Source organism: Halobacteriovorax sp. DA5 (assembly GCF_002903145.1).
Classification (GTDB): Bacteria; Bdellovibrionota; Bacteriovoracia; order Bacteriovoracales; family Bacteriovoracaceae; genus Halobacteriovorax_A.
Map to the genome: position 1 here is coordinate 288,508 of NZ_PPDJ01000007.1, position 25,242 is coordinate 313,749.

At 34.1% G+C, this 25,242-nt stretch carries 22 protein-coding genes; 3 read left to right on the top strand and 19 right to left on the bottom strand.

The annotated features are described in order from the left end of the window. Nucleotides 1–16 precede the first annotated feature (16 nt). The 11 genes from C0Z22_RS10660 to C0Z22_RS10710 all read right to left on the bottom strand — a co-directional run bounded on the left by C0Z22_RS10660 (nucleotide 17) and on the right by C0Z22_RS10710 (nucleotide 15,974). Nucleotides 17–742 (bottom strand): hypothetical protein, encoded by a 726-nt coding sequence (locus C0Z22_RS10660; protein ID WP_103218359.1) that lies wholly within the window; start codon nucleotides 740–742, stop codon nucleotides 17–19. 14 nt (nucleotides 743–756) lie between these two features. Beyond that, a complete protein-coding gene (locus C0Z22_RS10665; protein ID WP_103218360.1) occupies nucleotides 757–1,257 on the bottom strand; it encodes a hypothetical protein in 501 nt (166 codons plus the stop codon). Between the two features lie 68 nt (nucleotides 1,258–1,325). Continuing rightward, the gene (locus C0Z22_RS10670; protein WP_103218361.1) at nucleotides 1,326–2,357 is read right to left on the bottom strand and encodes a hypothetical protein; all 1,032 of its coding nucleotides are present in this window, start codon (nucleotides 2,355–2,357) and stop codon (nucleotides 1,326–1,328) included. Nucleotides 2,358–2,528: 171 nt separating this feature from the next. Further along, entirely contained in the window at nucleotides 2,529–3,098 is a 570-nt protein-coding gene (locus tag C0Z22_RS10675) for a hypothetical protein (protein ID WP_103218362.1), read from the bottom strand. Between the two features lie 42 nt (nucleotides 3,099–3,140). Further along, entirely contained in the window at nucleotides 3,141–3,593 is a 453-nt protein-coding gene (locus tag C0Z22_RS10680; protein ID WP_233189720.1) for a hypothetical protein, read from the bottom strand. Nucleotides 3,594–3,631: 38 nt separating this feature from the next. Further along, nucleotides 3,632–7,846, bottom strand: a complete 4,215-nt coding sequence (locus C0Z22_RS10685) for an AAA domain-containing protein (RefSeq protein ID WP_103218364.1) — start codon at nucleotides 7,844–7,846, stop codon at nucleotides 3,632–3,634. A 131-nt stretch (nucleotides 7,847–7,977) separates the two neighbouring features. After that, a complete protein-coding gene (locus C0Z22_RS10690; RefSeq protein ID WP_103218365.1) occupies nucleotides 7,978–9,063 on the bottom strand; it encodes a hypothetical protein in 1,086 nt (361 codons plus the stop codon). 5 nt (nucleotides 9,064–9,068) lie between these two features. Continuing rightward, nucleotides 9,069–9,779, bottom strand: a complete 711-nt coding sequence (locus C0Z22_RS10695; protein WP_103218366.1) for a M48 family metallopeptidase — start codon at nucleotides 9,777–9,779, stop codon at nucleotides 9,069–9,071. Continuing rightward, nucleotides 9,779–12,997 (bottom strand): type I restriction endonuclease subunit R, encoded by a 3,219-nt coding sequence (locus C0Z22_RS10700; RefSeq protein ID WP_103218367.1) that lies wholly within the window; start codon nucleotides 12,995–12,997, stop codon nucleotides 9,779–9,781. Before C0Z22_RS10700 ends, C0Z22_RS10695 begins: the two co-directional genes overlap by 1 nt. Nucleotides 12,998–13,009: 12 nt before the next feature. Continuing rightward, nucleotides 13,010–14,239: a restriction endonuclease subunit S gene (locus tag C0Z22_RS10705; protein WP_103218368.1), complete on the bottom strand. Its 1,230-nt coding sequence runs from the start codon at nucleotides 14,237–14,239 to the stop codon at nucleotides 13,010–13,012. Beyond that, nucleotides 14,232–15,974 carry a type I restriction-modification system subunit M gene (locus tag C0Z22_RS10710; RefSeq protein WP_103218369.1) on the bottom strand — a complete coding sequence of 581 codons (1,743 nt, stop codon included), beginning with the start codon at nucleotides 15,972–15,974 and terminating at the stop codon, nucleotides 14,232–14,234. Before C0Z22_RS10710 ends, C0Z22_RS10705 begins: the two co-directional genes overlap by 8 nt. Before the next feature lie 166 nt (nucleotides 15,975–16,140). On the opposite strand from C0Z22_RS10710, the gene C0Z22_RS10715 reads away from it, so the two are divergent. Together C0Z22_RS10715 and C0Z22_RS10720 are read left to right on the top strand one after the other, a co-directional pair. Next, nucleotides 16,141–17,019, top strand: a complete 879-nt coding sequence (locus C0Z22_RS10715; protein ID WP_103218370.1) for a GIY-YIG nuclease family protein — start codon at nucleotides 16,141–16,143, stop codon at nucleotides 17,017–17,019. Beyond that, the gene (locus C0Z22_RS10720) at nucleotides 17,016–17,423 is read left to right on the top strand and encodes a hypothetical protein (protein ID WP_103218371.1); all 408 of its coding nucleotides are present in this window, start codon (nucleotides 17,016–17,018) and stop codon (nucleotides 17,421–17,423) included. The genes C0Z22_RS10715 and C0Z22_RS10720 overlap by 4 nt, the downstream gene beginning before the upstream one ends. A gap of 52 nt (nucleotides 17,424–17,475) precedes the next feature. Here the strand turns inward: C0Z22_RS10720 and C0Z22_RS10725 are convergent, their stop codons facing one another. From C0Z22_RS10725 to C0Z22_RS10735, 3 genes are all read right to left on the bottom strand, one after another. Further along, entirely contained in the window at nucleotides 17,476–18,408 is a 933-nt protein-coding gene (locus C0Z22_RS10725) for an RES family NAD+ phosphorylase (RefSeq protein ID WP_103218372.1), read from the bottom strand. A gap of 44 nt (nucleotides 18,409–18,452) precedes the next feature. After that, nucleotides 18,453–18,824: an antitoxin Xre/MbcA/ParS toxin-binding domain-containing protein gene (locus C0Z22_RS10730; RefSeq protein WP_103218373.1), complete on the bottom strand. Its 372-nt coding sequence runs from the start codon at nucleotides 18,822–18,824 to the stop codon at nucleotides 18,453–18,455. 584 nt (nucleotides 18,825–19,408) lie between these two features. Beyond that, nucleotides 19,409–20,026 (bottom strand): hypothetical protein, encoded by a 618-nt coding sequence (locus C0Z22_RS10735; RefSeq protein WP_103218374.1) that lies wholly within the window; start codon nucleotides 20,024–20,026, stop codon nucleotides 19,409–19,411. Nucleotides 20,027–20,055: 29 nt separating this feature from the next. Here C0Z22_RS10735 and C0Z22_RS16125 point away from each other — a divergent pair, with 29 nt between their 5' ends. Beyond that, complete coding sequence (locus C0Z22_RS16125) at nucleotides 20,056–20,217, top strand: hypothetical protein (RefSeq protein ID WP_162929520.1); 162 nt, start codon at nucleotides 20,056–20,058, stop codon at nucleotides 20,215–20,217. On the opposite strand, the gene C0Z22_RS10740 is transcribed toward C0Z22_RS16125, so the two are convergent. The 5 genes from C0Z22_RS10740 to C0Z22_RS10760 all read right to left on the bottom strand — a co-directional run bounded on the left by C0Z22_RS10740 (nucleotide 20,214) and on the right by C0Z22_RS10760 (nucleotide 25,169). Then, a complete protein-coding gene (locus C0Z22_RS10740) occupies nucleotides 20,214–21,059 on the bottom strand; it encodes a cation transporter (protein ID WP_103218375.1) in 846 nt (281 codons plus the stop codon). The genes C0Z22_RS16125 and C0Z22_RS10740 overlap by 4 nt on opposite strands. Nucleotides 21,060–21,271: 212 nt before the next feature. After that, the gene (locus C0Z22_RS10745; RefSeq protein WP_103218376.1) at nucleotides 21,272–21,658 is read right to left on the bottom strand and encodes an XRE family transcriptional regulator; all 387 of its coding nucleotides are present in this window, start codon (nucleotides 21,656–21,658) and stop codon (nucleotides 21,272–21,274) included. A gap of 61 nt (nucleotides 21,659–21,719) precedes the next feature. After that, the gene (locus tag C0Z22_RS10750) at nucleotides 21,720–22,565 is read right to left on the bottom strand and encodes a GSU2403 family nucleotidyltransferase fold protein (protein WP_103218377.1); all 846 of its coding nucleotides are present in this window, start codon (nucleotides 22,563–22,565) and stop codon (nucleotides 21,720–21,722) included. Continuing rightward, the gene (locus tag C0Z22_RS10755; RefSeq protein ID WP_146037868.1) at nucleotides 22,553–23,797 is read right to left on the bottom strand and encodes a hypothetical protein; all 1,245 of its coding nucleotides are present in this window, start codon (nucleotides 23,795–23,797) and stop codon (nucleotides 22,553–22,555) included. Before C0Z22_RS10755 ends, C0Z22_RS10750 begins: the two co-directional genes overlap by 13 nt. Before the next feature lie 100 nt (nucleotides 23,798–23,897). Beyond that, a complete protein-coding gene (locus C0Z22_RS10760; protein WP_103218379.1) occupies nucleotides 23,898–25,169 on the bottom strand; it encodes a DDE-type integrase/transposase/recombinase in 1,272 nt (423 codons plus the stop codon). Nucleotides 25,170–25,242 lie beyond the last annotated feature (73 nt).

A 25,242-nucleotide genomic window follows, 5' to 3' on the forward strand; every position in this document is an offset into this window, starting at 1 on the left:
CCAGAGCACAATAAAGCTAGAAACATTCTTTAAACATATTTTCTTCAAATTGAGACTCAAGCTCCTGCGGGGTTGTCAAAGTAGATTCAACAGTATCTAATACTGCTGTTACTTTTGCCGGATCATTCCTATACCATCTACCTTTATAAAATGCAGCATAATGAAATAAATGATAAGCATTCATTCTTTTACAAGTCTTCTCATAATCTAAGGGTAATCTTAAAGATTTTATGATATCAAGGACCCTTAGATTACAATCATATTCATGTTCAATCATTCTTTTGTAAGAAGCAAGAACATCTCTCTTCTCGAACTTAGACTTAACCTCAATCCCCATTGCCTCATGAGAATTAGTTATTATTTTATCTACTTCTGTTAAAATTATCTTTCGATTATTAAATATCGCATCAAGCTCTTGTAAGAAATGGCAATATTCATGACATATAAATTCTAGGAGCTCCTCTCTATCCTTTCCTTTCACAGCTAAACAAATAACAAACTCATCATTGAACTGCTCAAAACCACCAATTGTCTCATCACCATCAGAAAATTTTACTCGTTCATCATTAACAATATAGAAATTTAAAGGTGTATTTCTTTTTTTTTGTTTGTTCTCAATCTCTTCAAAAAGATTTACTATTGCTGACTTATGTACTTCGCAATTCCACATATTAATAAACTCGTCTCTCCATTGATTAAATGGTACGATACAACTTTGCTGTTCATTAGAAATTGGATTCAAAATGTCTCCTGTGATTAATCAAAAACTGTTTTCACAAAATCATGTAAACAGATTAAAAAAAATATTGTATTTAAAATTAATTTTTTATCGTCACTAAAGTGATATACAAAAGGAAAATTTGAATTTACATAAATCCCAATATTGAAAAGTATAACTAACACAACAATCGAAACAACAGCTTTCGTTAAACCTTCTTCAGCTCTTAGTTGAACGATTATAAAAGATGGAAGTGAAAGCAGTAAGAACAAGACTGAACTAACGACAATGTATCTCACAATACCTAGAACATCAGGATTGCTTATTTCTGAATTCTTATCACAAAAAAATAAAAATTCTATCAAATGATATAAAATTGAATATGCAACACTACTTTGAGTTACATTAATAAAAACTAACCTATTTACTAACTGATTACCCCAAGTGTTCATTGGTCCATCAAGAGCCGTTAGAATAAAAATACGTCTTACGACAAAAGGCAACAATGCTACAATGAGGTAGAGTATAAAGTTCATCATCTTTAATATCCTTTTTTCTAAATAATTACTCTATTAAGAGGGTGAACTTTAGTATGTTCATCAAACTTTCACTTCGAGACTGTACACCTAACAGGATCTGCTAATATCTCATATAAGCAATGCACATAATTATCATCGTCTACCTCATAGCTATGTACTATTTTTAAAAATTTCACCGGAAGTTCTTGCTTATTGAAAAGATATTCAATTGTTTCTACTCCTTGATCATAAGCAAAAGGCAACGGATTTAATACTCTTGCTAAAATATTACCTTTTTTATCATAAAGATCCATAGACCCTCCTTGACTTCGTTTGACAACCAACCCATGCTGCATAAAGTCAACATCTTCTATTTTTATATTTACACTATACGTCGGACCAGCAACACACTTTATTGTTAATCTATTGTCATCTTCTCTATACTTCTTTGAGAGTAAGAATAATGCATAGTCGGGGTCATATTCTAACGGCCTTTCCATTTCAGTTGATGATATTTGAAGTAATGAGGGTAAATCCGATTTCAATGTATCAAGTTTTTCTTCGATGCTAGCTAATGCACTCTTCTCATCAATCAAAGGACTTTGTCTTACAATTTCACCCGAGTTTTTCAGAGCAATCTTTTTGTGTTCAAGGTTTCTAATTTGTTCAAGAATAATTAACTCCTCTCCGATAACATCTCCCCAGTCATCTATAGATGACCTGACAACATTAGATGCATCATGAACAATAGCCTCTATCACTAATAAGTTCGTTTGATCCGAAGTTTTTGAGGTAGTGAGCATATCTTTAACTGTAGAATGCAAGCGATTATTGATTTTTTCTATATCTTTAATTCTTCTATATGCGCTAATTGCAAATTTCTTCATATTCTTTTCAAAATCTAACTTACTAAATACTCTTGCTGTAAACCAGGAGAAACCTATTGTAATCAAAAACTGTAGAAGATTAAAAAGTGCCGTTTCTGTACCAGTAGTATCTCCCGTACTTAAAACTATTTGAATTGTAAAAAGTGCAATAGAAAGTATACAAAGAGTAATTGATACAATTATCTCAAATACTGTTACGGGATTATTTTTTATGTTCTTTTTTAATTTATACATTTATTCACCTATACTCAAAACTAATTCTTTGATTCAACTAACTTTCTATTCCAAATACGTTACAGGATTTCTTAATAAAACATTGTTTCCAGCTAAATATTTATTGACCATATGTAAAGGTAAAACATCTGGACCAATAAGTTTGCTGACTTAGTATCACATTAATATTACTTAACCCTTCAACCATTTATTTAAAAAATTAATGAGTTGGCTGAGTCGGCTTCTCAGGGGCGTCGCACTTATTACATTATCAATGTCTTCACAAGGTACTACATTCATTTTATCGCTAGAGAAACTTATTATAATGTCATTGTTTTCTTCACAAATAACGTCTTCCTTCCACTCAGTTGAAATAATTATTGCTCTTACACTATTCAACATACTATTGTTCATACTCGCAAGTACTCTATTGTTTCCTGCTACAATTATATATACATTTGGGCAACTAGGATGCTGCTTTAGTTTAATGCAATCATCACCGTGGAGTTGCTTACTTCTATCAGCCCAACCGTTTTCGATACCAGATAAACAAAGAGAGCTATGTCTCTTCCCCACTCCTCCGCCATATTCTTTTTTACGATCATCGGGATTCAACATAAAATAGTTCATATAGCTAGCATGTTCAGTATCTACAATATTTGATACAATTATATCTTGTTCGCCTAACTCTTGACTTTCTTTCCACAAGTGCTCATGATAAAGTGTAGAACCATTTAACAAATCTGAAACCTTCACTCTCATATAAAACTCCTTAATTGTAATTAATCAGAATCGATAAATTAGTTAACTAATTCGAAATAATAAATATGGATCAAATCCATAATATGAACTCTTAATTTTTTCATGTTCTTTGAATTCTTTATAAGCTAGATTTTTTATTTGATCTTTATTTTCGAAATAATAACTCATACCACTAAACCATGAATTCCAAACACTTTCGGGTACAAGGCCAATATTATAAAAAAAATATTCTTCAGCACATAAATTAAAATAGTCGTATATCTTCTGCACTGATAAATTCTCAGTGTTTAGACAGTCATTTAACACATCAAATCTTTTGTTAAACTCATTTGTTATGTAAAACACACTTCTTAAAGCATTTATACGTAAATTTATAAAGAAAGCTAAAAAAGCAATAAAAACAGATGCTGCCTTTAAAACATCAATATTTTTAAAATAAATTAAAAATGCATAAGTCAATGATATGAAAAAAATTGTTTTACCTGGATTGAACAAAGTATAATATTTGAACTTGTAAAATAGTCTACAATTATTCATGATACAGCCTCTATTGAGTTTATGTGCTCTAATAGGTCTTTTATCTTCCTAATCTCACCTTCCCTATCCCTAGACCAGTTCTGTGACCAAACCCTATGAATCTTCCAACCTCTTGCCTCGAGGAGACTCTGTCTTGCCTTATCTCGATCTCGAGCATAATCAGATGAGTGAAAGATTGCTCCGTCGCACTCGATACCTAACATGTAAGTATTCTCAATATTCGGATGTTCAATACCAAGATCAATATAGAAACCACATGTACCAATTTCAGTGTCAACTTTATAACCAAGCTTTTCAATTTCATTTTTTACATCTAAATTAAAACGGCTAGGCTTTCTTTGAGAAGCAACGCCCCCCCTAGGGAACATATCTAATATATTATTAGCTGTAGTTAAGTTTTTATCCGATACCGCTTTTGCAAAATGTAAATAACGAGCAAAACAAGTAACGTCAGGTTTATCTCTAAATGCTTCTTCAGAAGTTTCTAGAACACTCGGATCAAACGAGCAAAATATTTTCATCTTCTTCTTAGCTCTTGTTATTGCAACATTAAGTCTTCTTCCACCACCTTTGGTTGACAACGGTCCAAATGCCTTTCTTAAGACACCTCCAACTTTTGCAGGAGCATAACCAACAGACATAATGATATAATCTCTCTCATCTCCCTGTACGTTCTCAAGATTTTTATTAAAAAAACCAACAAAGGCACCATCTTCTGTATAATTCCAAGCTTGTTCTAATACTTCTGCAAATTTAGAATCTTTCTCCGCTTCTTTATCTAATAGTTTTTCTATAGTTTTTTGTTGTGAAACACCCATTGATATAACACCTATTGATGCTCCAGGGTCTTTCTTTAGTATTTGTACAATTTCATCAACGATTAGCTGTCCTTCAACAGGATTACCTTCTTTACTTGTAAAGTAAGCATCTTCTACGGAAACGAATTCAAGACAGTCGTTGTTTACCAACGTTTGAGGATTTGGAGGTGCTATTAATCGCCCACCATAAAATGCAAAATTTGAAAATGCAATAAGTGCTTCAGCTTGACTCCTGTAATGCCACTCTAGCAATACATCCGGATAAGATTTTAATGCCTGATCTAGTAAGCTTTCCCCAAGCTCTAGATCTTCATCCTCATCATAGTCATCATCAATTTTTGAAGAAAAGAAATTAGTTGGTGGCATTTGTTTGTTATCACCTACAACAATCATATTTTGCGCTCTAAAAATACAGGGTATAGAGTCTTCAATTCTTACCTGACTAGCTTCATCAAAGATAACGACATCGAATAACTCTTTAACATTAGGAAGTACCTGAGAAATACTTAAAGGACTCATAAGCCAACATCGTTTCAAAGAGATCATAGAACTTAAAGCACCACTTTCCATTACTTCTCGAGGTGGTTTTATTTTTCGCTTTTTCTGTGCTTCACGCCCAAGTAAACTTAATGACCCAGGATTAATACTTCTAGTTTCTTCTTTTGCTTTTGCAATATTATTACCTACTGACTTAAATGCTGTTTCACGGTGTCGATCAATTACATCTTTTAAACGATTTAAATTTTTCTCATGTAAGTCAGAATCAAAACGTTGTAACGACTTATCGCTCTGATAAAGTTTTTCATACCAACCTTTTACTGCTTGGCTAAAAGCATATTCATAAAAGCCCATATTAACATTCATATATTCTAGGTATATATTACGAAATGATAGCAATTGTTTGGATCTCTCAATGTCATCTATTACATTATGGAATGACTCTATGGTATTGATATATTCCGAGTCCTTTTCTGTTTCAATTACAAAATCTTTAACTTCACTAAGCTTTACGTTTTGTAGATCAATCTTGAAATTAGAATAACCGACAACTTTATTCACATCTTTAGAAAGCTCCTCAAAAAGTTCTTTTCTTCTATGGACCAGATCTGAAACATAGTTATAATCATCATAGATTGCATCAAATTCATCTGGATTGTATGCACTATCGATTATACGACAACCACCAATTAGATTAATATTTTGGGCCAATTCAGAAGAGTTATTAAAAGCTATATCTAATCTCTCTAAATGATCACTATCTCTAAGACTATCATTAAACCCAACAGCACCGATTGTTTCTAAGCGACTAAGCGTCTCGTTTAAATTATCAAAACATGAGATCCATGACTTGATTTGGTGATTAAGATCTATCCGAGTATCTTTACTTAACAAGTAGCTCTTTAATATTTTTCTATTTCTCCAAAAACTAGCTGTAAAAAAATCTAAAAAGCCACGAGGAACAGAATAGTAAGATGCCAAATCATTCATTACACCATAGTCAGCGGAATCTCTAAAAAGTAAAAACTCAGATAGAGTTTTCTTTATATTATTAAGTTCATTTGATATTGAAGACTTAAACAACTCTAGTTCATCATATGAGTTTTTATAATTCTTCAATAATAGGCGTGTGAAATTTTGGGTTTCCTTATCTAGAATACTCGCTCTACCTTGAATTTTTTCAATCTTTGCACCCGGAAATTTTTCAAGGCATATTCTATCAATATCTATAATTTCATCAATATTCTTATAAATTTTTGAAAAACAATTATTAAGAATTTGTTGATTCATCTCAGTCAGCTGAAACCCTTCTTGCTTATTAAGCCATTTATTTTGTGTCAAGTTTGGCACTTTATCCTTTAAGGTATTTAAATCTTGAATAGAAATTCTTAATTTCTCAAAGTCTTCATACTTCAATGGCCCAAAATAATTCGCTGTATTTAAATCTAAACCGATATGTGAATATTTAGAGTATAGAGCAAATAAATCCCTAATCTCCAAACCAGAGTTTTCATCAATACCTTTAATTGAATCAAAATACTCTTCAACTCTATTCTTATGTTCATCCAGGTCTTTACTTACACGATCCCATTCCAAAGAAACCTGGTTATCATATGGATCATTTATCACCTCGACAAAGGAATTGTAGAATTCACTTCTATCTAAATCAGAACTATGAATAACAACTGACTGTTGATCCAAATTACATTTTTTTAGTCTTTGATAAACAACATCGAGAGCTGTTCTTTTTTCAGCAACAAAAAGAACCTTCTTATTTTCAGCAAGTAGCTGAGCTATTAAATTAGTAATTGTTTGACTCTTACCCGTTCCAGGTGGTCCTTGAATAACGATAGCTTTTTCAGATTTTGCAGAGCTTATGGCTAAATGTTGTGAAGAATCTATATCGACAACGAAGTAATTTTCTTTCTCAGTATATTTATTTAATTCTGAAATTTTACTTTTATCGACAGGAGTTGGCACCTTAGCACCAAGTAGTAGCTCCGTTATTAACGAGTGATCACCTTCTTCTATGATTTTATTATAATCGTTATAAAGTGCCATCTTAGAAGCATCAAGATGATCAACATAAAATATATCCTGAATAATGAAGTTATTATTTTTAATATTTGTATATATTTTTAATTCTTCTTCATTAAAGAATTCATTAATATCAACATTCTTTTTACCAATAATTTCACCATTCTCATCTTTTACTGGCACTGTCCTTGGAGGAACTCTTAAAAGTTCTCTTTGTTCACTATTTGTTTCAATATCAATACTACACTTAGAAAATTCTTCTTTAATTGTCTCTAAAACTTCTCTGTAGTTCATGTCAGCATAAGCTTCCTCTAAATCGATTGAAAATTCATTTTTAAGCATTATTCTTAAAGTTGGATTTATACTGATTTCTTCACTTTCAAGAACTAAGTCGTACTTCTTACCTTTAGCCTTTGTAATATCAACAGGAATTTTAAACAATGGAGAAACGTAGAATTCATCATTTGAGTCATCTTTCTTTTTCCATAATAAAAATGGCCCGAGAAGCCACGCCCCACTTAGACCAAACTCTTTTTGATAACTATTATCTGCTAAGCGTGTTTTATCAATTCTCTTTTCCAAACTTGGATTTAAAAATTGATTTAACAAAAAGTGCTTATCTAGACTCATTTTAGTTTTTGCAAATAAGTCATTAGTTTTATTACTTTCTATTGTTATAGGTTCGAAAGTTTCTTGGTATTCTTCTTTATTTTTGGTTTCTATACTAGTTGCTAACCTAGTTAGAGGAATTGCCTTAGAAGATTCTTTGTAAAAGAGTTCTTTATTTCTTCTAGTAAAATTACAAAGTAAAATTTTATACTTTTCGAGTAGTCTATTGATTAGATTCTTATTTTCCATAACCTTCCACTTTAATAAATTAATGTAATGATTAAGTACTTAATCGACTAAAATGGGGTTAAATATTAAGGAAAATCAATCATTTAGCTAACATTAAGGTTACGTGTATAACTTACTTAAAATACTTAAGTTTATAATTTCAGATTCCTTAGAGCATCCGTCGAAGGGTTATGACTAGAAAAATAGCTTACATTACAGTCAACTATTTTTCTCTTATGAACAATACGGTGTGAAGGCGCTAACGTTTCTTTATAATCAAGATAGGTATTGTATCTTCCATCTAGTTTTGAGATTACCCCCTCTTCAAGCCCTAAGCTTGTAACGTACAATGAGGGCATTTCTTCTCCTTCAAGTAACTTAAGTAATTTAAGATTGTCTTCATCGAATGAGAATCCAAGACAAAAAATATTTTTCGACTTATTTATGAAACTGTAATCAAGCTCCTCATGATCATTTCTAATCAAGGTAATTCCTTCTGCAGAATTAACAAGATCCATGGACTTTACTTGTTCACTAAATATATAGTTTTGTCTTTTAGAACGATTACCTATATTCTTTGGTATACATTTACCAAGCGATCCATATACATATCTAAATGATAACGCCTCTTGCAATTCTTCATACTTATTTTGCCAATCTCCATTCCTGACATTGTCATAATTGTGATAATAATGCTCAACTAAACTTTGTTCTAGCATCCGATCATAATTAAAAGACACAAAGTTGATTTTTGAAATTCGATCTAAGAACTTCTTCTCATCACCATCTTTAGGGTTTAAAAAATTTAGGAGTAATTGTATCCAGTTGTCTTTATAAAACTTTGTTTCTTTGTGAGATCCGGTTGAGCTATTATAGGCTCTGTCTACGGCACAGTATGAATACTTAGTATTTTCATAGCTCTTTTTCTCCAGACTTAACAAAATATTTGCTATAGAGACTTTTCCTATTATATTTATATACTCAGCTTGATTTGATAAAAAACTATCAATTGAAATTGTATTTGCTTCTTTAAACATTTCAAGAAATTCTTCATAATGAGTTTCTTCATAATGTCTTCTTCTTTTATTTAAACAACTATTTAATGCTGAATTCATTTCTGCCGTTGGACGTTTTACCTTGAGCATCATATCTCTTAATTCAGCACCTGTAGGCATCCCAAACGGAACTCCCGCACCAGCACCAATAATGATTGTATTATCTCTTGGTTCAATCTTCACAAGGACTATACCTCAAACAATACTGTTTCTTTCTCGAGCTTCTCTTTCAACTCTTTATACTTTGGACAAACAGTCTTTAAAGTCATAAAAAACTCATCATCATGATTATCATGTAACAAATGCGTTAACTCATGAAAGATCACATACTCGATACACTCGATAGAAGCCGCGACTAGCATAGGATTAAGATTAATAACTCCATCTTTAGTGCAACTCCCCCATCTCTTGGCCATTTTCCTAACTTTAAATACTGGTTCAATTGGAGTTGAGTATCTACCTGTAAAAGCCTCAAGACATTCAGCCGTTTTATATGCAATAAGTGATCTGAACTCATTATCTAGGTATTCAGTCACCTTATCTTCTGCCTCATCTAGGTCTCTGACATAAAAGTTAATACGATTATGGGCCATCTCAATATGATAATCATTCGACTTGATGACTTTTAGATAATACTGCCTACCAAAAAGATATACAGACTCACCTGACACAAATTTACGTTTAGGTTGTATTTGTAGATTATTCTCTTTCTCTTGAACTTTTTCAATTATCCAGTTTTTTCTTTTCTGGATTACTTCTTCGATCTTATTCATTGGAATATAGTCAGGAGCAGTTACAATAACCTGGCCTTTAGCATTTACAGTTATTCCCAGGGTCTTTCTCTTAGACCTCTTTAAACTGTAATTAACTTTTCTGTTACCTAATTCAATACTTTCCATTATCTATAATCCAGCCTTTTTGCGATCAACATTAAATTGTCCGTAATTTCTTTCATCTCATCATCAGTAAATGTAACTTCGAATTTATCTTCTAATGGATAAAATATCTCGACTTCGATCGAGCCAATTATTTTCTTTTCAATGTCTGTGCCAAGGTGCCAATCTTTAACTGCTTGATTTTTAACGATCTCATCCACCTTCAACGCAAAATTTGCAATTTCATCATTACCAATTTCAACTAATTTGCTGGTTAGAGTTTCGATAACTCTGTAATAGGCTTTTGTTGTCTGATGCTCAGCGACTTCCGATGGCACATCAGTTTCTAAATCAATTTCAATACGATCTCGTACATCCTCCATCATCTGAAGGTATTCAGCCTCAGAGATACGACGATTTCTATATTTCTCATAAGCGTCTTCGATTACTTCAGACAACTTTTTGTAAAATATTGGGTCCTCATCAAAATGCTCAGTTATATGAGCAGATGTTAAGCCTCCAATAATATCAGCCCTCGATCCCTTTGACTTACCTTTTGTTTCTTCTTCAAACTTCTCTTTATCAAAAATATTAAACTGTTCGACAATAACTCTAGGAGGATCAGCTTTTAGATTCACATCAACTAGACGTTTAATATCATCTACATAGTCTTTATAATTAATCCCATCAGGATAACGTTCTTTGATTACAGTTCTAAGTTCAGCAAAGTATTTATACTCGTCTTTATACTTCTTCTTATCAGCTTCACTTGTCTCATAAGTCCACTCAGCAAAACCAAGTGCCAATTTATAAATATTGTGAAAATTTCTAAACTTCTGATAGAACTCTTTTCGTAGATTCTCATCAGCGAGGTAGCGACCAATTTCTTCATCATCAGTCATATTAGTAATTGATGAGAAGTGATCTTTTAGTGCCGTAAGCATCTCATCTAACTTTGTAACCTCTCTAGCCTTATCAAATAATGTTCCTTTAATATCTTCTGGATCGTAATCAGCTCCTTCCATTTGACGATAGAAGTCGATGGCATCATTCATATCATCAAAGATACCTCTATAATCAATTACAAGACCTTCAGACTTTCTTGGACAGAGTCTATTAACCCTCGCAATAGCTTGGAGTACATTATGCTCTTTAAGTCTCTTATCAACGTATAAAACGGCATTTCTTGGAGCATCAAAGCCAGTAAGTAGCTTATCAACAACAATTAGAATCTCTGGCTCATCTTCTTTCTTGAAGTTCTTAACGATGGTTTCTTGATACTTTCTCTCTCCACCATATTTAACCATTGCTTCGTCCCAGAACTTAACAATGTCTGAGCGATCATCCTCATCAATAGATTTAGCTCCCTCTCGCATATCTGGAGGAGATATTACTAGCTCAACTTTCATCCCAAACTCTTCAAGGAATTTCTTATAATTTAAAGCCTCTCCTTTAGAATTGGTTGCAAGTTGGCCTTTCATAAAGTCTTTAGTTGGCTCACCCTCAGCTCGGAAATTTTCACGATAGTGGTTCTTTATATCTAGTGAAATAGCCCTAATTCTATCTTCAGCTTTAAGAACTTCCTGCTCCATTGAGAATCGCTTCTTAAGAGCAGCCTTTTGATCATCATTAAGGTCTCTAGTTACACGATCAAACCAGCGATCAAGTTTTTCACGATCACCAGTTAACTCTCCCATTCGCCCTTCATATACGATTGGGCAAACAGCCCCATCATCAAGAGCATTTTCCATAGTGTACTTATGAATAAAGTCACCAAACTGAACTTCAGTGGCTTGATCAACTTCACTTTTAACCATCTTTCTAATAGGAGTACCTGTAAAAGCGATGAAAGCTGCGTTTTTAAAAGTATTCTTCATTAAGGCGTGGTTCTCACCAAATTGTGACCTATGCCCTTCATCAACAAGAACAAAGATATTTTGTGACTCATCTTTAACTTTATATTTCTTAGCTGCTGTTTCAAACTTATCAATGATTGTTGTCAGAACTGTATAGTCTCGTTTTTCGATGCGATCTTTTAAATCTTCACCTGACTTAGCTTTATGAGGCTCTTCACCACAATCTCTAAATGTATCTGAGATTTGCTTATCAAGACTCTTTCTGTCTGTAACAACGACAATTTTAGGATTATCTATTTCAGGATCAGCACTTAAAGCCTTAGCCAGCATAACCATTGTATAAGACTTACCTGAACCTGTAGTATGCCAAATAACCCCACCTTCTCTAGCAGAGTTATCTTTAATCTTCTTAACCCTCTTCAATGCTTGGCCTACAGCAAAATATTGCTGATGACGAGGAGCAATCTTGACCTCATTTTCATAGATAATATAGTTATGAATAATATCTAGAAGTCTTTCAGGCCTAAATATGAAATAAAGAAGCTGGTCTTGAGCTGTGACTTCCCTTGCTCCCTCATTCCATTTTTGCTCCATAATTGCTCGATCAGCAGGATGACGGAACTCAAATATCTTATCCTTTACATTTGATTCAATATTCTTATTAACGAGGCTCTTAAGTTCATCTTCTTTATTTTCAAAATTATCTTCTTTCCAAGTTCCCCAAAACTCCTCGGGAGTTCCTACTGATCCATATCTGGCTCCAGTACTACCAGCCATTGATCCAAGTATTTGTTGGAAAAGATAAAACTTAGTAATACCTTCTCTGTTTTGATTCCTTATGTGCTGCTCAATACCTTTGAGAACTGCATCGTTAAGGCCTGGCTTCTTACATTCAATAGAAGCAAGAGGCATCCCATTAACTAGAATAACAACATCAGGGATATAGTGTTGCTTACGGCCATTTCTTTGAACCTTAAACTCTTCTGTTACTTGAAATGTATTATTTGAAATATCTTTAAAATCAAAGAAGTGAAGATGAGCACTCTTTCGATCACCTTCATGAAGGAATGTAAGTCCCTTTCCATTTATTAGATGATAATAGAGGTCCTTGTTATCTTGTCTCAGATTATTGTTATTCCAATCAACAATCTCCTTAATCGCATCATCAATCAGACCTTCGGGAAGAGGTAATTGCTCACCATTATGAGAAAATGAATTAATCTTCTGGAGAGACTTTTTAAGCGTATCTTTGAGGATTACAGTATTTGTATCACCACGCTCTTCAATACAATCGTTTGGAGTTAAATAGTCATATCCACTATTTATTAGTAGCTTCACTGCTGGTATTTGCGAGGCTATTCTTTCCTTGAATAGAATCGAATTCATATTTATCTCCGTTTAGACTTTCACTCTTACTTTTCCAGTAAGAAGGTCTTGCATTAGTCCTTTCTTCATATTTTTCAATTTTTTTAATTTTTTACTTTTGGCCTGAATCACTTCATCAAATTTTAAAAATTTTATAGCTATTTCAGTTTGTTCTTCAATTCCTGGGATTATTAATGGAAGTCTGTAGAAGTCCCCATGGTTTAAATCTGGAATAGTAGTTGAACCTGCAGCAATTTCAATTTTCAACTGCATAAAGTCACTATTCAGATAATAATACAAATAATCTTTATCAATTTTTTTGCGATTAAAATCAATCAAAAAGAAGTTGTTGTGAAATACACCATGTTCATTGGTCACGACCTGTCCAGTATTACCTGTGCGAGTCATTAAAATATCACTCTTCTCACAAACTACAGATGCTGGTGGTGAATCAATATATTCAGGATTAGCATAGTCCTTTATGAATTTAACAGTGATGTATTTGTACCTATTAGGCCCATCAACTTTGTGTCTATTACTAATTGCTATTTGTAAGCCTTGCCTTACTTTGCAATTATCTTCAAAAGTAGTTACTTCCCAACTCTCTGGAATCTTTCCAATCGGACCATCCTTAAACTTAGTATGCCCAATCCCTTTAGTTAAAAGGTCTTGCATCATTCCTTTTTTAAGGTTTTTTAGTTTTTCTATTTCAATTTCAGTTAACTCAATAACCTTATCTACTGAAGTGAGAATTTCTGCGATTTTCCTTTGTTCATCAATGGAAGATGGTAACTCGCATTTCAAGGAGAGAAAGTCAGGCTTAGTAAATGACGCCTGGTTAACTGCTGGTTTAGTTATTGAGTGTATTCCTGCTCGAATTTGATTAGTCGATAGTAAATAAAATAAGAACTTCTGATCATATTCTGTTTTGGCCCTTATTCTAAACAAATTAGTTGAAAATATTGTGTCTCGCCCAAAAGGGTTAAAAATAGCTGGATAACCAATCTTTGCAAAACTATTAATAAAAGAAAGTAATATATCACCTTCATTTAAAAAATATCTTGAAGTGTCGTCCCCTTGAGGATCATCCCTATACCAATACTTCAAATCTTTACAAGAAAATTTATCACCGATTATGTTTCCGGAGGTTATAAGAGGTAAACCAATATCTTGAGATGATAATTTACGAGACAATCCACTTTGAAGTGTCTTAATCACATCTTTTAATTTTTTTCTTTCCCATCCTTTTAGAGTATCACTCATAACTTAATTCCTGTAAAAATGAGTTCATCTCCTTCTCAGCCTCTATACATTGAGACTCAAGCCCCCTTAAGGCTGTAGAATACTTATCCCACCATCTTTCAAATTGAGAAATAATCGTTTGATCAACATCTCCCATGACTTCACGAATTTTCTCTTTTGAATCTATTTCGTTTTTAAAAACGTAATAGTCTTTGTCCCTTTCATCAAAAACTATTGAAACATCAAAGCCATCGATAATATCCTGGATATAACCGTCCTCTACTTCGTATTTAGGGATTCCACCATTTAGGATCGCCTTAACATCAAAAATTTCAGGTGGTGCTGAAGTATCAGCATAACGGCGAATGTTTAAGTTATAATCGTTCTCTTTAATCTCATCTAATTCAACAACTCTTGAGTAGTGCTTATCCTCATGTCTATAAAGACTTTCTGTTTTAAACTCGACATAATTTGCGACTATATGATTTAAGTCTTGGTCCCTTAACTTGTTTTGATTTTTACCTTCTTGATATTCAAGGTCACCATTAATAAATAAGACCTTGTCTTTTCTATCTGCCGACTTTTTCTTATTAAAAACCATGATTGAAGCTGGAATACCTGTTCCAAAGAATAGACCTGACGGAAGGCCAATGACTGCTTCTAAAAGGTCATCATTGACCAATCCTTCTCTAATTTTCTTTTCTGCTGAGCCTCTAAACAGAACACCATGAGGTAGAACAACGGCACATCGGCCATTTTCATTTAAAGACGCGACCATGTGTTGAACAAAGGCTAACTCTCCATAACTTTTTGGTGGAATACCGTAGTTGAACCTTCCATAAGAATCATTCTTAGCTTCATCAATTCCCCACTTATCTAAACTGAATGGAGGATTGGCCACAACAACATCAAAGGTCATTAGCTCGTCATTTTCAAGATGAATTGGGTTTCTGATAGTATCGCCATTTTCAATGACTGAACGGTCAAACCCATGAAGAAACATATTCATCTTAGCTAAGGCCCAAGTAGCACCAGTAATTTCCTGGCCATATATTTGAAAGTCATTAATTCCATCTTTAGTTAATTGTTCAGCACAACGAATTAATAGTGATCCTGAACCACAAGTAGGGTCATAGATTCTTGATCCTTTCTCTGGTTTAACTAGCATAGCAAGTAACTGAGAAACTTCTGAAGGTGTATAAAACTCTCCAGCCTTCTTTCCAGCTCCAGCAGCGAAATTTGCGATCAAATACTCGTAGGCATTACCAATAACATCCATATTACCAATGTGAGACTTCCTCATGTTAAGTTTTGGATTATTAAAGTCGTCAAGAAGATGCTTGAGCCTCGCGTTTCTACTTTTAGTCTTTCCAAGGTTCGCCTCAGAGTTAAAACTTACGTTTCTGAATACGCTCTCAAGTTTTTCTTTGTTAGCATTTTCAATTTTCTCAAGAGCAACATCAATTATCTCACCAATGTTCTTCTCTTCTTTTTGCTTATAAATATCATCAAAGTGACAGCCATCAGGTAGAACAAAGTTCTCTTTCTCCAAGGCCCTTTTAATTCTCGTTTCATTACCTTTGAACTGTTCACTATATGCTTCGTACTTTTCTTCATATGTATCAGACAAGTACTTGATAAATAGCATCGTTAAAATGTAATTCTTATACTCTCCTGCATCGACGACACCCCTGAATGTGTCACAGGCATCCCATAGAATTTTATTAATCTCTTGTTGAGTTGTACTTTGACTCATATATCCCTCATGGCCTTTAAAATTAAGTATTTATTGTGAATTTTAGATACGTAAATTATGCAGTACACACAGTAGAATGACAAAGGATAACGCCTCGCAAACACTAACTTCTTAATTAAATTTCCAATAACATTTACCGATACGCAGCATACACAAGGAAAGAAATATGAGCGGAAAATCACTACGCGTCTTCGTGACAGGAGACTCGCCTAGATCTCTGAAAAAAGTCACTGAATTTAATTGGTCTGGGTATGCTTTCTATGGAACGAGAGAGCAAATAAGACAATTAGCTAAACGAAATGAGTCAAATAGCACAGGAGTCTACTTCCTTCTTTCAGATATAAATACTGAGATGGTTAGAATGTATGTGGGAGAAACAAACAACTTCCTTTCTAGATTGAAAAGTCATCATCAGAAAAAAGACTGGTGGACGCACTTCATTGTATTTCAATCAAACGGTAACTCACTCAACAAAGCCCATGTTCAATATCTAGAGCATCTATTTTGGGAGAAGGCCAATGAGTCAACTCAAATTGAAGTAATGAATGATCAAGTCATTAAACAACCTTCCCTATCAGAAGAAGATGTAGCAGACCTTGCAATATTTGAAGAAAATATACTTTTTATTCTTGAAGCAATGAACCTTGGATATTTTAGCTCTCATAAAGAAGTTTCATCTTCAACAGACACTGTGGAATATACTAGCAACGTTCCTTACAGCGAATATTCTGCTCAAATGCTACGTATCGAGGATACTTATATTTTAAAGGCTGGTTCTTATCTTAGAACTAAGGCGAGAGCATCATTTGAAAAAAGAAACTCTGGCTATTTCAAAAAATGGCAAGAGATTATCAATTCATCAAATGTTGAGCATATCGATAACGAAGTATGTCGCTTAAATAAAGACCTCGAGTTCTCATCACCTTCTGCCGCGGGAGTTATGGTCAAAGCAGGTGCAACGAATGGCCTTACACAGTGGCGAAATATACAGACAGGAAAAACAATTAAAGAAGAACTCGGAGACATTGAAGAGGAAAACGAATGAAGCTAGAAAAAATAAAATACAAAGACTTAAATAGCAGAGCTAAAGAAACATATAACTTTCAAAAAGTAAGTGCCCTACTCGTTGAATATGGCTTCGCTACCAATTGGTTAAATGTTGATTTTGAGTCAGCAGACTTCATTGCAGTCCACTTTAACGGACTTGATATTTTAAAGGTTCAACTTAAGGGGCGAGTCAATATTGATAAGAAGTATCAAGAAAAAGATATTTGGATGTCTTTCCCTGTTGATGATGATTTCTACCTAGTTCCACACGATGAGTTAATTGAGATAGCAAAGCGAACGACTGGTTGGATTGAGTCCGATTCTTGGAAGATTCATGGTGGTTACTCAGCGGGGAAGCCTAGTGTGAAGATGCTAAAAGCACTTCAGAATTACAAGCTATAACTTGTTCCACTTACTTAAATCCTTAGAAAAGTCCATATATTCAAAACAACTTTCAATCTAAGATAACTTGCTTTTGAATATCTGCAAAATTATTTGAATCTATATAAGATCTTTCTTGTGAAACTTGGCTCCAGTCCAAAGATGATGATAATTTAATTTCGTTATCTGTGTCTTCAAAATTTTCTGTGTAAACGGCTAAGTTAAATCCCTTCGCATCTCTAACAGAGGGATAAACAATTGCAGGGATCCCTAGATCATACACATAATAACCAAACCATTGGGAAGGTGCATACTGATCTACCCATGTATCCCAAGCTTTATATCTTTCAGAAAAAATTGCATTATACAGTTCAGTTTCTTTTAAACAAAGACTCATTGGCTCAACGCCCAGCTGCTTTGCAAGCTCTATATATTCATTTGGTAACTTGATATCTTTAATCACTTTAAAAAAATCACCTATTACATTTTTGTCTCTTAAGTCTAAGTACCTATCTATTTTTGCAGTAACTTTAAAATGTGCAAAATCTCCAATAGATTCATCCTCAGAATGAAAGCATTCCGCAAAAGCTGTGTCATAGTCATTTGCAAGATATAAAGCTTGAAAATAGTTTGTTGTGATTCTTGTGGTCTGTCCGAAGTTAAACCTTCCACCAGGAGGCCTTTTTACACTTCCGATACAACATAGAGGATCTCTATGAAACTTCGCGCGGACAATTCGGGACAAGTTGTCGTACTTGTAGTCTGTTTTTATATGCTTTAGAAATACATCATTAATATCATCTATTCTTTTTTCTCTTTCTCTCTGTAAATAGTTTTCAACTGTATCTGAATAAGCTCTTTCTTTTTCATTATATTCTTCAAACTGTCTTAATTTTTCATCAACAAAGTACTCAGGTATCGCTCTGCGCAAAATGGCGTCTCTTGCAGCTTTACTACGTTTATTTCTTTGTAAAAATCTATCGAATTCCCTTAATCGTTTTGGCACAGATAAAAACTAACATACCTAGTAAATATTAGAAAGGTGAAATACTAATAACCAGACTTTGCAGCATATACAAACTTAGTAACTTTACTAACTCGGCCCTTTAAGATTAAGCTTTTTGGACTTGAACCACCAAAGTTCAAATTTGGAGAATTGATCCACTTCTTAGCCTTGTTAACATCCCCTTCAAAAGTTTCTGCTACAAATTCAATTGCACCAGCTAATTCTTTTAGACGTTCCTTAGTTTTTGCAGCTATTCTATTGGGTCTAATTTTGTCAGCTGTTAGATTAAAAGCTGACGCTAGTTCCGCTCGTGAGATCTCGAGAAATCTACTCATTTCATCAATTTTTAAATCGCCTGTTTCAGTAAAAAAACCCAATACATTAGATATAGCAGAATTTGAAATCGCATTTTCCATACTCAGACCTCCTTGGACACCTTACCGACTTATCGTCAGAAGGTTGCCTGAACATTACCATAATTATACCACAAATCAACCCATATTTCACGAGGGGTAGAATTGACATTATCTTATTGATTACAGATACTTATACTATATTTAAATTTGTTAACTTGTCAAATTCATAAGTTCTAATAAAAAATAAAGAACTAAATGAATTCCTAAATCTCTAATATTATTCACCAAACCTAAACAACTGCATCACGTAGAGTCTTCAGAAAGCTCTGCCACAATTTTACCACATTTGTATAGAGTCATTAAGAGAGATGGTCTCCGCCCATGCATCGCCGACGTTGTAACGTCGCGAATGCACAACGGTAAAGCTGCGTCGTCATAACGCTTACGCGTGATGAACGCGCGCATGGTGGAGGTGCCGACAGACTTGCAACACTTTGTTTTCATTAAGGTCACAAAGCGAAGTGTAGCCAAAATAGCCACGACGGCCCATACTTTCGATAAACGTTATCACTACTCTTTTGTGTAACGTTTGGGTGTGTTCATTTTAATATTAATCATAAGTGTAGGCAAGTCACTGATCGCAATTAAAGACGTCTTGATCTTCTTAGAACATGATTGGGGAGAAATCTTCTTCTAGAATTTATTACTACTTGCTGTCTTCTTCTATTAGCTTCTATTCGGTTAAATAACTGTTTGGAACTTTGAATAAAATTTCTTAGAAAGCTATTAAATTCATCTCTCATTTTTCCTAAATTAAAATCTATAAAGTTTTGTCTACTGAAAGGAACAACGTAAGACCAATCACCTTCTTTAAATGGCAATAACCACCAAATTCTTTGCTCTTCTCCAAAGTCAAAGAACACGGGAACCTTACTACTACTCCATTCATTAAGAATCCTGCTTTCCTCGGTATATATTTTCATCAGCATTGGATTAGGAGTAATCTGTACACCATCTTTTAGAGCATTAAAAAATTGCTCCTTATCTCTTTTCCTACGGAGGCCATCAACGACCCATACCAACTTTGGGTAAAAATTATCTCTTGATAACCTTTCTTCGCTTGTAATGAATGAGTGTTGAAACTCTATTACTGAACCATGTACTGTTTTAACATCTGCGATATGCTTTTCACCATCATCAGCAGTTCTTTCGGGTGTATCACTTGGTGGAAAATGGAATAAAACAACGGTTGGAGACATCATCAACCGCAACCAAAATCAGGAGGCATAGCATGCGTGCGATAATTGAGATATTTCTTGCGATATTATTTACAGTGATTTCAGGAACTACGGTTTTGAATCTATCAAGCCAAACGATAAAGAAAGAAGCCCTTTTGAAAGTTCAAAAGGGACTGCCTTCATTAGAGAGTTTTACAAAAAAAATGACTAATTAATCACAGTTACTTGAACAACATGATTCTTTTATAGGCTCTGCTTTCTTAATTTTTGATAGCTTAATTATGCTAATGCCACCTTTGATTACAACAAGAGAGACAATTCCTCCAATAACAAGGTCAGGAACATTACTCTTAAGAAAATATACCAAAACGCCGGAAAAAATCACTCCGGTATTAACGATTACATCATTAGCAGAAAATATCCAGCTGGCCTTCATGTGAACTTCTCCGTCTTTATGCTTATGAATCAATATAAGACACCAGAGGTTAGCGATAAGTGCAATTACTGAAACCACGATCATATAATTAGACAGTGGCTCACTTCCAAAATAGAATTTTCTACCAACCTCGACCAAGCAAAGCAGGCCAAGAGAGATTTGCATAATTCCGCTAAAATATGCCGCCTTATGCTTCATTGCAATCGACTTTCCAACGGCATAAAGACTTATACCATACACAAATGAATCAGCCAGCATATCTAGCCCATCAGCAAGAAGCCCAGTAGACTCAGCATAAAACCCTAAAATGATCTCAACAACAAACATCGTAAAATTTATACCGAGTAAGTATTTTAGCGTTTTCGCTTCTACACTAGGAGCGATATCTGGAATATCATGATCTAAAACCTCTTGAGAGCTTATTAAATCACCGGGAAGAGAAATAGCCTTTAAAGAGTCCAGTATCTGGTCTTTATCTACACTATGATAAAACTGCACAGTCCTAGACTCTAAATCAAACACCATCTTCGCGCTTGGGTCTAAGTTTTCCATCAATCCTTCGATCATTTTTATTTCAGAAGGACAATCCATTCTTTTTATATTTACAGATGTTTTTTGCATCTATGCCACCCTCTTTGCCAACTTTAGCCGACTCTATATTTGTTAAAAAATAGTGTTAAACACTATCTAAACTTTCGGAATTAATGGATATCTTATTTAATCAATGGCTTTGAATGAACCTAATAGGAAAGAAACTCTTCAAGTACCAAACTTTAACCGTCAGAGAATGAGATCGACAAAACCGATCAAGAACCCCCCCAAAAAGAAACAGATTATTTGCGGATTATTTTTATTAGCTTCCTCGCCTCTGTGGCTTTAAGCGCAGGAACTTCAACGGCCTTCTCTATAAAGACTAAGTACTCCCAAATACGTGGTGAGTGTGCGCCAAGAATCGTTAAGCTCTTTAACAATATATCTATCGAAAACTTTTTGATTTTGTAGTTTGTAATTTCAGATATAAGACTAGCCGAAATGCCTGTTAGATCACTTAAGTCCTTCGGTTTCATTTTCTTCTCATTAGCAAAACGCACAAAGTGTTTACATAGACTCACTTTTACTCTTTCTTCAATCGAGAGAGAGCTTTTGCCAGTGATATGAGTAAGTTCACTTCTTTTAGAATCATGAATTCTTTTTAAAACATCTTCATTTTTATAAGTCATATAATCACCATAAAAATTTCCCTACACAGCGAACAGAGGCAAGGAAGATAATAATACTTAATTATAACTCCTCAAAGAACAGATCAAAAACAGCCTGCACATCTTCAATTTCAATAGAGTCGTAGTCTCGCGCCTTAAGCTCTCTGTGACAACGTAGCGTTCCTTCGGCCAGAGTAGATGCAAAGTATTCTTTAAAGTCTTCTTTAAAGCCTCTCACTTTCCTGTATCCGCCTTTTTGTGTATTCTTCACAACAAGATCGTCGATACACCCTTTAAGTATATCAAAGTTATCTCTAAACTTTAAAAGTAGTTCATAAATATAAAAGCAATCCTTCTGGGCAAAAGCAGGCTTTCTTCTATCCTTGATTATAAACTTTTGAATAAGATATGCTCCAGGGTTTGGAATTTGAATATCTATGTCTATGTCATTTAGTTCAGGAATGTTTTTTGAATTGATGGTCCAAGGATCAAATAAAGCAAGATCAAGATATCTCAAAGGTTGGGCCTTAACACCATCCTGAATTTCCTTAACTAATTGCCTCTTTCCTTCTTTATCGGGATCTCCTCCCTTCATCGGGCAAAGAAATTCAATCTCAAAATTCGTATCAGGCAATGTAAACTTAGTGATTATTTTATCTTCAACAGGTTTAGGGTCAACGACGAAGCCCTGCTCAGTGAGTCCATCAATTATTGATTTATTGAGCATCGTTACTTTGTCAGATGTTAAAACATCGAGGTCTTTTGTTGCAAGAACTCCAAGTCTACTATTTTGGCCATACTCATGATATTGATAAAGTGCATTCGCCAATCCACCAATTATTACAATCTCTTTATTGTAATCTTCAAGACCTACTAGAAGCTTCTTAAAAGCATCATAAAACTCTTTATCGATTTTTAATTCTTCCACCCCATTCTCCTAAAATGCTTCTCCAAAACTCTCTCGTATATATAATCGGCTTGTTCCCTTCCCCTTCCTCCTGAATATTGGACATCTAAAAGAAGTTGGATAGGATCTGCTATATTTAACTCTCTGCGCTCTCTAGCAACTTGTACAACTGGGAACTCGTTTTTATGCAGAATAAGCTTAATTCCATCCTCAGAGCTATCAGATATCCGAAGCTTCATTTTCTTAATGAATCTCTCTAATATGTCTTCTTGGTCTTTTTTTGCATGAAAAATGACAGACTTGTTATTCGACCATGATAAGTCGAGTTCTCGACAAGCTAGATGACCACTCATGATAACGGCTAATTTCTTTTCAATTTGATGGCTTACTTTATGGAAATAATGGAATGCTTCTTCTCTCCATTCTTCCAATGAGATCATTGGCCTTATTGGGGATAAATAAACTTCTTCCTTTCTAGAAGAGGAATAGTTCATCTCCCACATATCAAATAATTTCTTAAGGTCTCTAAACTGATATTCATGGCCATCTATATAAAGATACTCTTGTTCCTGTAAAAGCTTTGCGAAGTTAAAACATGAACTTTCGCTTACGCCTGAAAACTTTGAAAGTATTTTATAATCATGAATTTTTCTTTGAAATTCAAATGGCCAAAGCCTTTCGCTCAATCCATTTAACAATAAACATTTTAACAACCATTGTTGAATAGGAGAAAATGAAAGCTTCTGCTTATATTCTTTTTTATGCAATTCAATTTTACGATTCAACTCTTTATGAATAGACCTTTCTAAAATATGCCCCTCAAAATTTCCTGCGAGTTTTCCAGAGTCATCGATTAATATCCAATTAAACTCTCTACTTTCATAGCGATCAAAAAACTTGAGTGCATTATCTAGGAATGAGTCAGATAGTTTTTTTACTCTAGCAATTAAAAGGATTGGTAGGTCTACTCTCTTACTTCTTGAGTCATGTCTTAAGAAACGCCTTGAAGCAAAGCTTTCAAACATACTAGGAAGTACACTAGCATATCGAAGATCATGATATTTTTTTATTTCAATGAGATAATCCCCTCTATTAGAAGACAGGTATCCATCTACTTTTCCAAGCAACTTATCCTTTTCGGCCTCTTCAATTTCTCTCGCATTGAGATCAAGTCCTCTCAATACGTCTTGAAATGAAAATGGTGATAATAGTTTATTTATTTCTTCTTCATTCACATTCATCTTATCGTTCATTGTACACTAAATATTTAATGTACACAAAACTTTCAATGTACACTAAACAAGATCATGAAAAACCACGATGTAAAATCAGCAATTTATGTAAGCAATGAGCTCAGTTATAAATCTTCTCATTTAACAAGAAGCTCCTCTTACACTCTATGCACCCGCGATGTTCAGCTTTTCGCTTAGCAACTAGCAATTTAAAAAGCTCATGATTATCCCTCGTGTATGATTCATGATCGAAAGTCCCCTTAAAAACTTCTATTGGCAGCGCACCTTTAAGCGACGTGTGAGGAATAATGCGATTGTACTGCGTAACAAATTTGTATACTTGAGAATAAAGACTTCGAAAATTTTTAGACTCTTTTAAATAAAAGCGTTGCTTGAACTGACGAAAGACGGCCTCAACCATGGAGTTTGAAAAGCGAATATCTTTTTTCGCAATAAGTGACTTAATCCCTTTCCCATGGAGTAACCACTTCGGTTTTGAACCCGTATTCTCACTTCCTGCATCCATAACAAAGGCACCCTGAAAAGATGGGGCAAAATGAAAAGACTTTATAATTGTTCTATACGTAAGATCCATAGTCTTTCGATTTGATAACTTCCAAGCGACAATTAATCTTGAATAATTATCTATGACAATCTGTAAATATGCCTTTTCCTTTTCTCCGTACTTTAGTTCTGTGAGATCAATATGCCAGTACTCATTAACCTTCTTTGCTCTTAATCCATTCTTATATTCCTTCTTCTTTCTATTAGGTGTTGTTCTTCTTACAATTCCATGGAGCTTTAAATACTTATACCAAGAGTCTAAAGAACAATGGAGTATACGGTGCCTCTTGCAATAGTGCATGAGACTAACTGTCGAAAACTTTCGAAATTGAGGAAGAGTTGCATACTTTATAAGAGTTTCGACTTCCTTAGATGTTAGCTGATTAGCACGATTCAAATTACATCTCTTATATTTATTTGTCTCACAGCCGTAGGCCTCAACTCTCCATCTGTAATAACTGCTTGGAGAAACTCCAATAGTTTTTAAAATCTCTTTTAAAGTTAGAAAATCGCGAAAGGACTCTATCAGCTCAATGGCCTGTTTCCGTTTCTCTTTACCTTTTAAATTATGAACCTCAACCTCTTCTAAAAACTTATGATACATTTTCTTTAATAGTAAATTCTTTGCCTTTAACTCAAAGTTTTCTTCTTTTAACTTTTGAACTCTATGCTCATATGCGCAATCGCTTTCGACCGTCACTCTCTCCTTACTCTCTTTAAGCCAATAATTAATTGTCGTTCTTGGAATATTCAAGTCAGGAAATAAATTTCGATTTCCACTTTCTATGATCATCTTTTTAACCATAGGATCGTACTTCCTATACGCCATAGAGCCCTCTTTCTTTGTTAATTTTAATGGTCTTATACTGACGAAAATTCGGCTCTTCACACTTGAAGGTGTT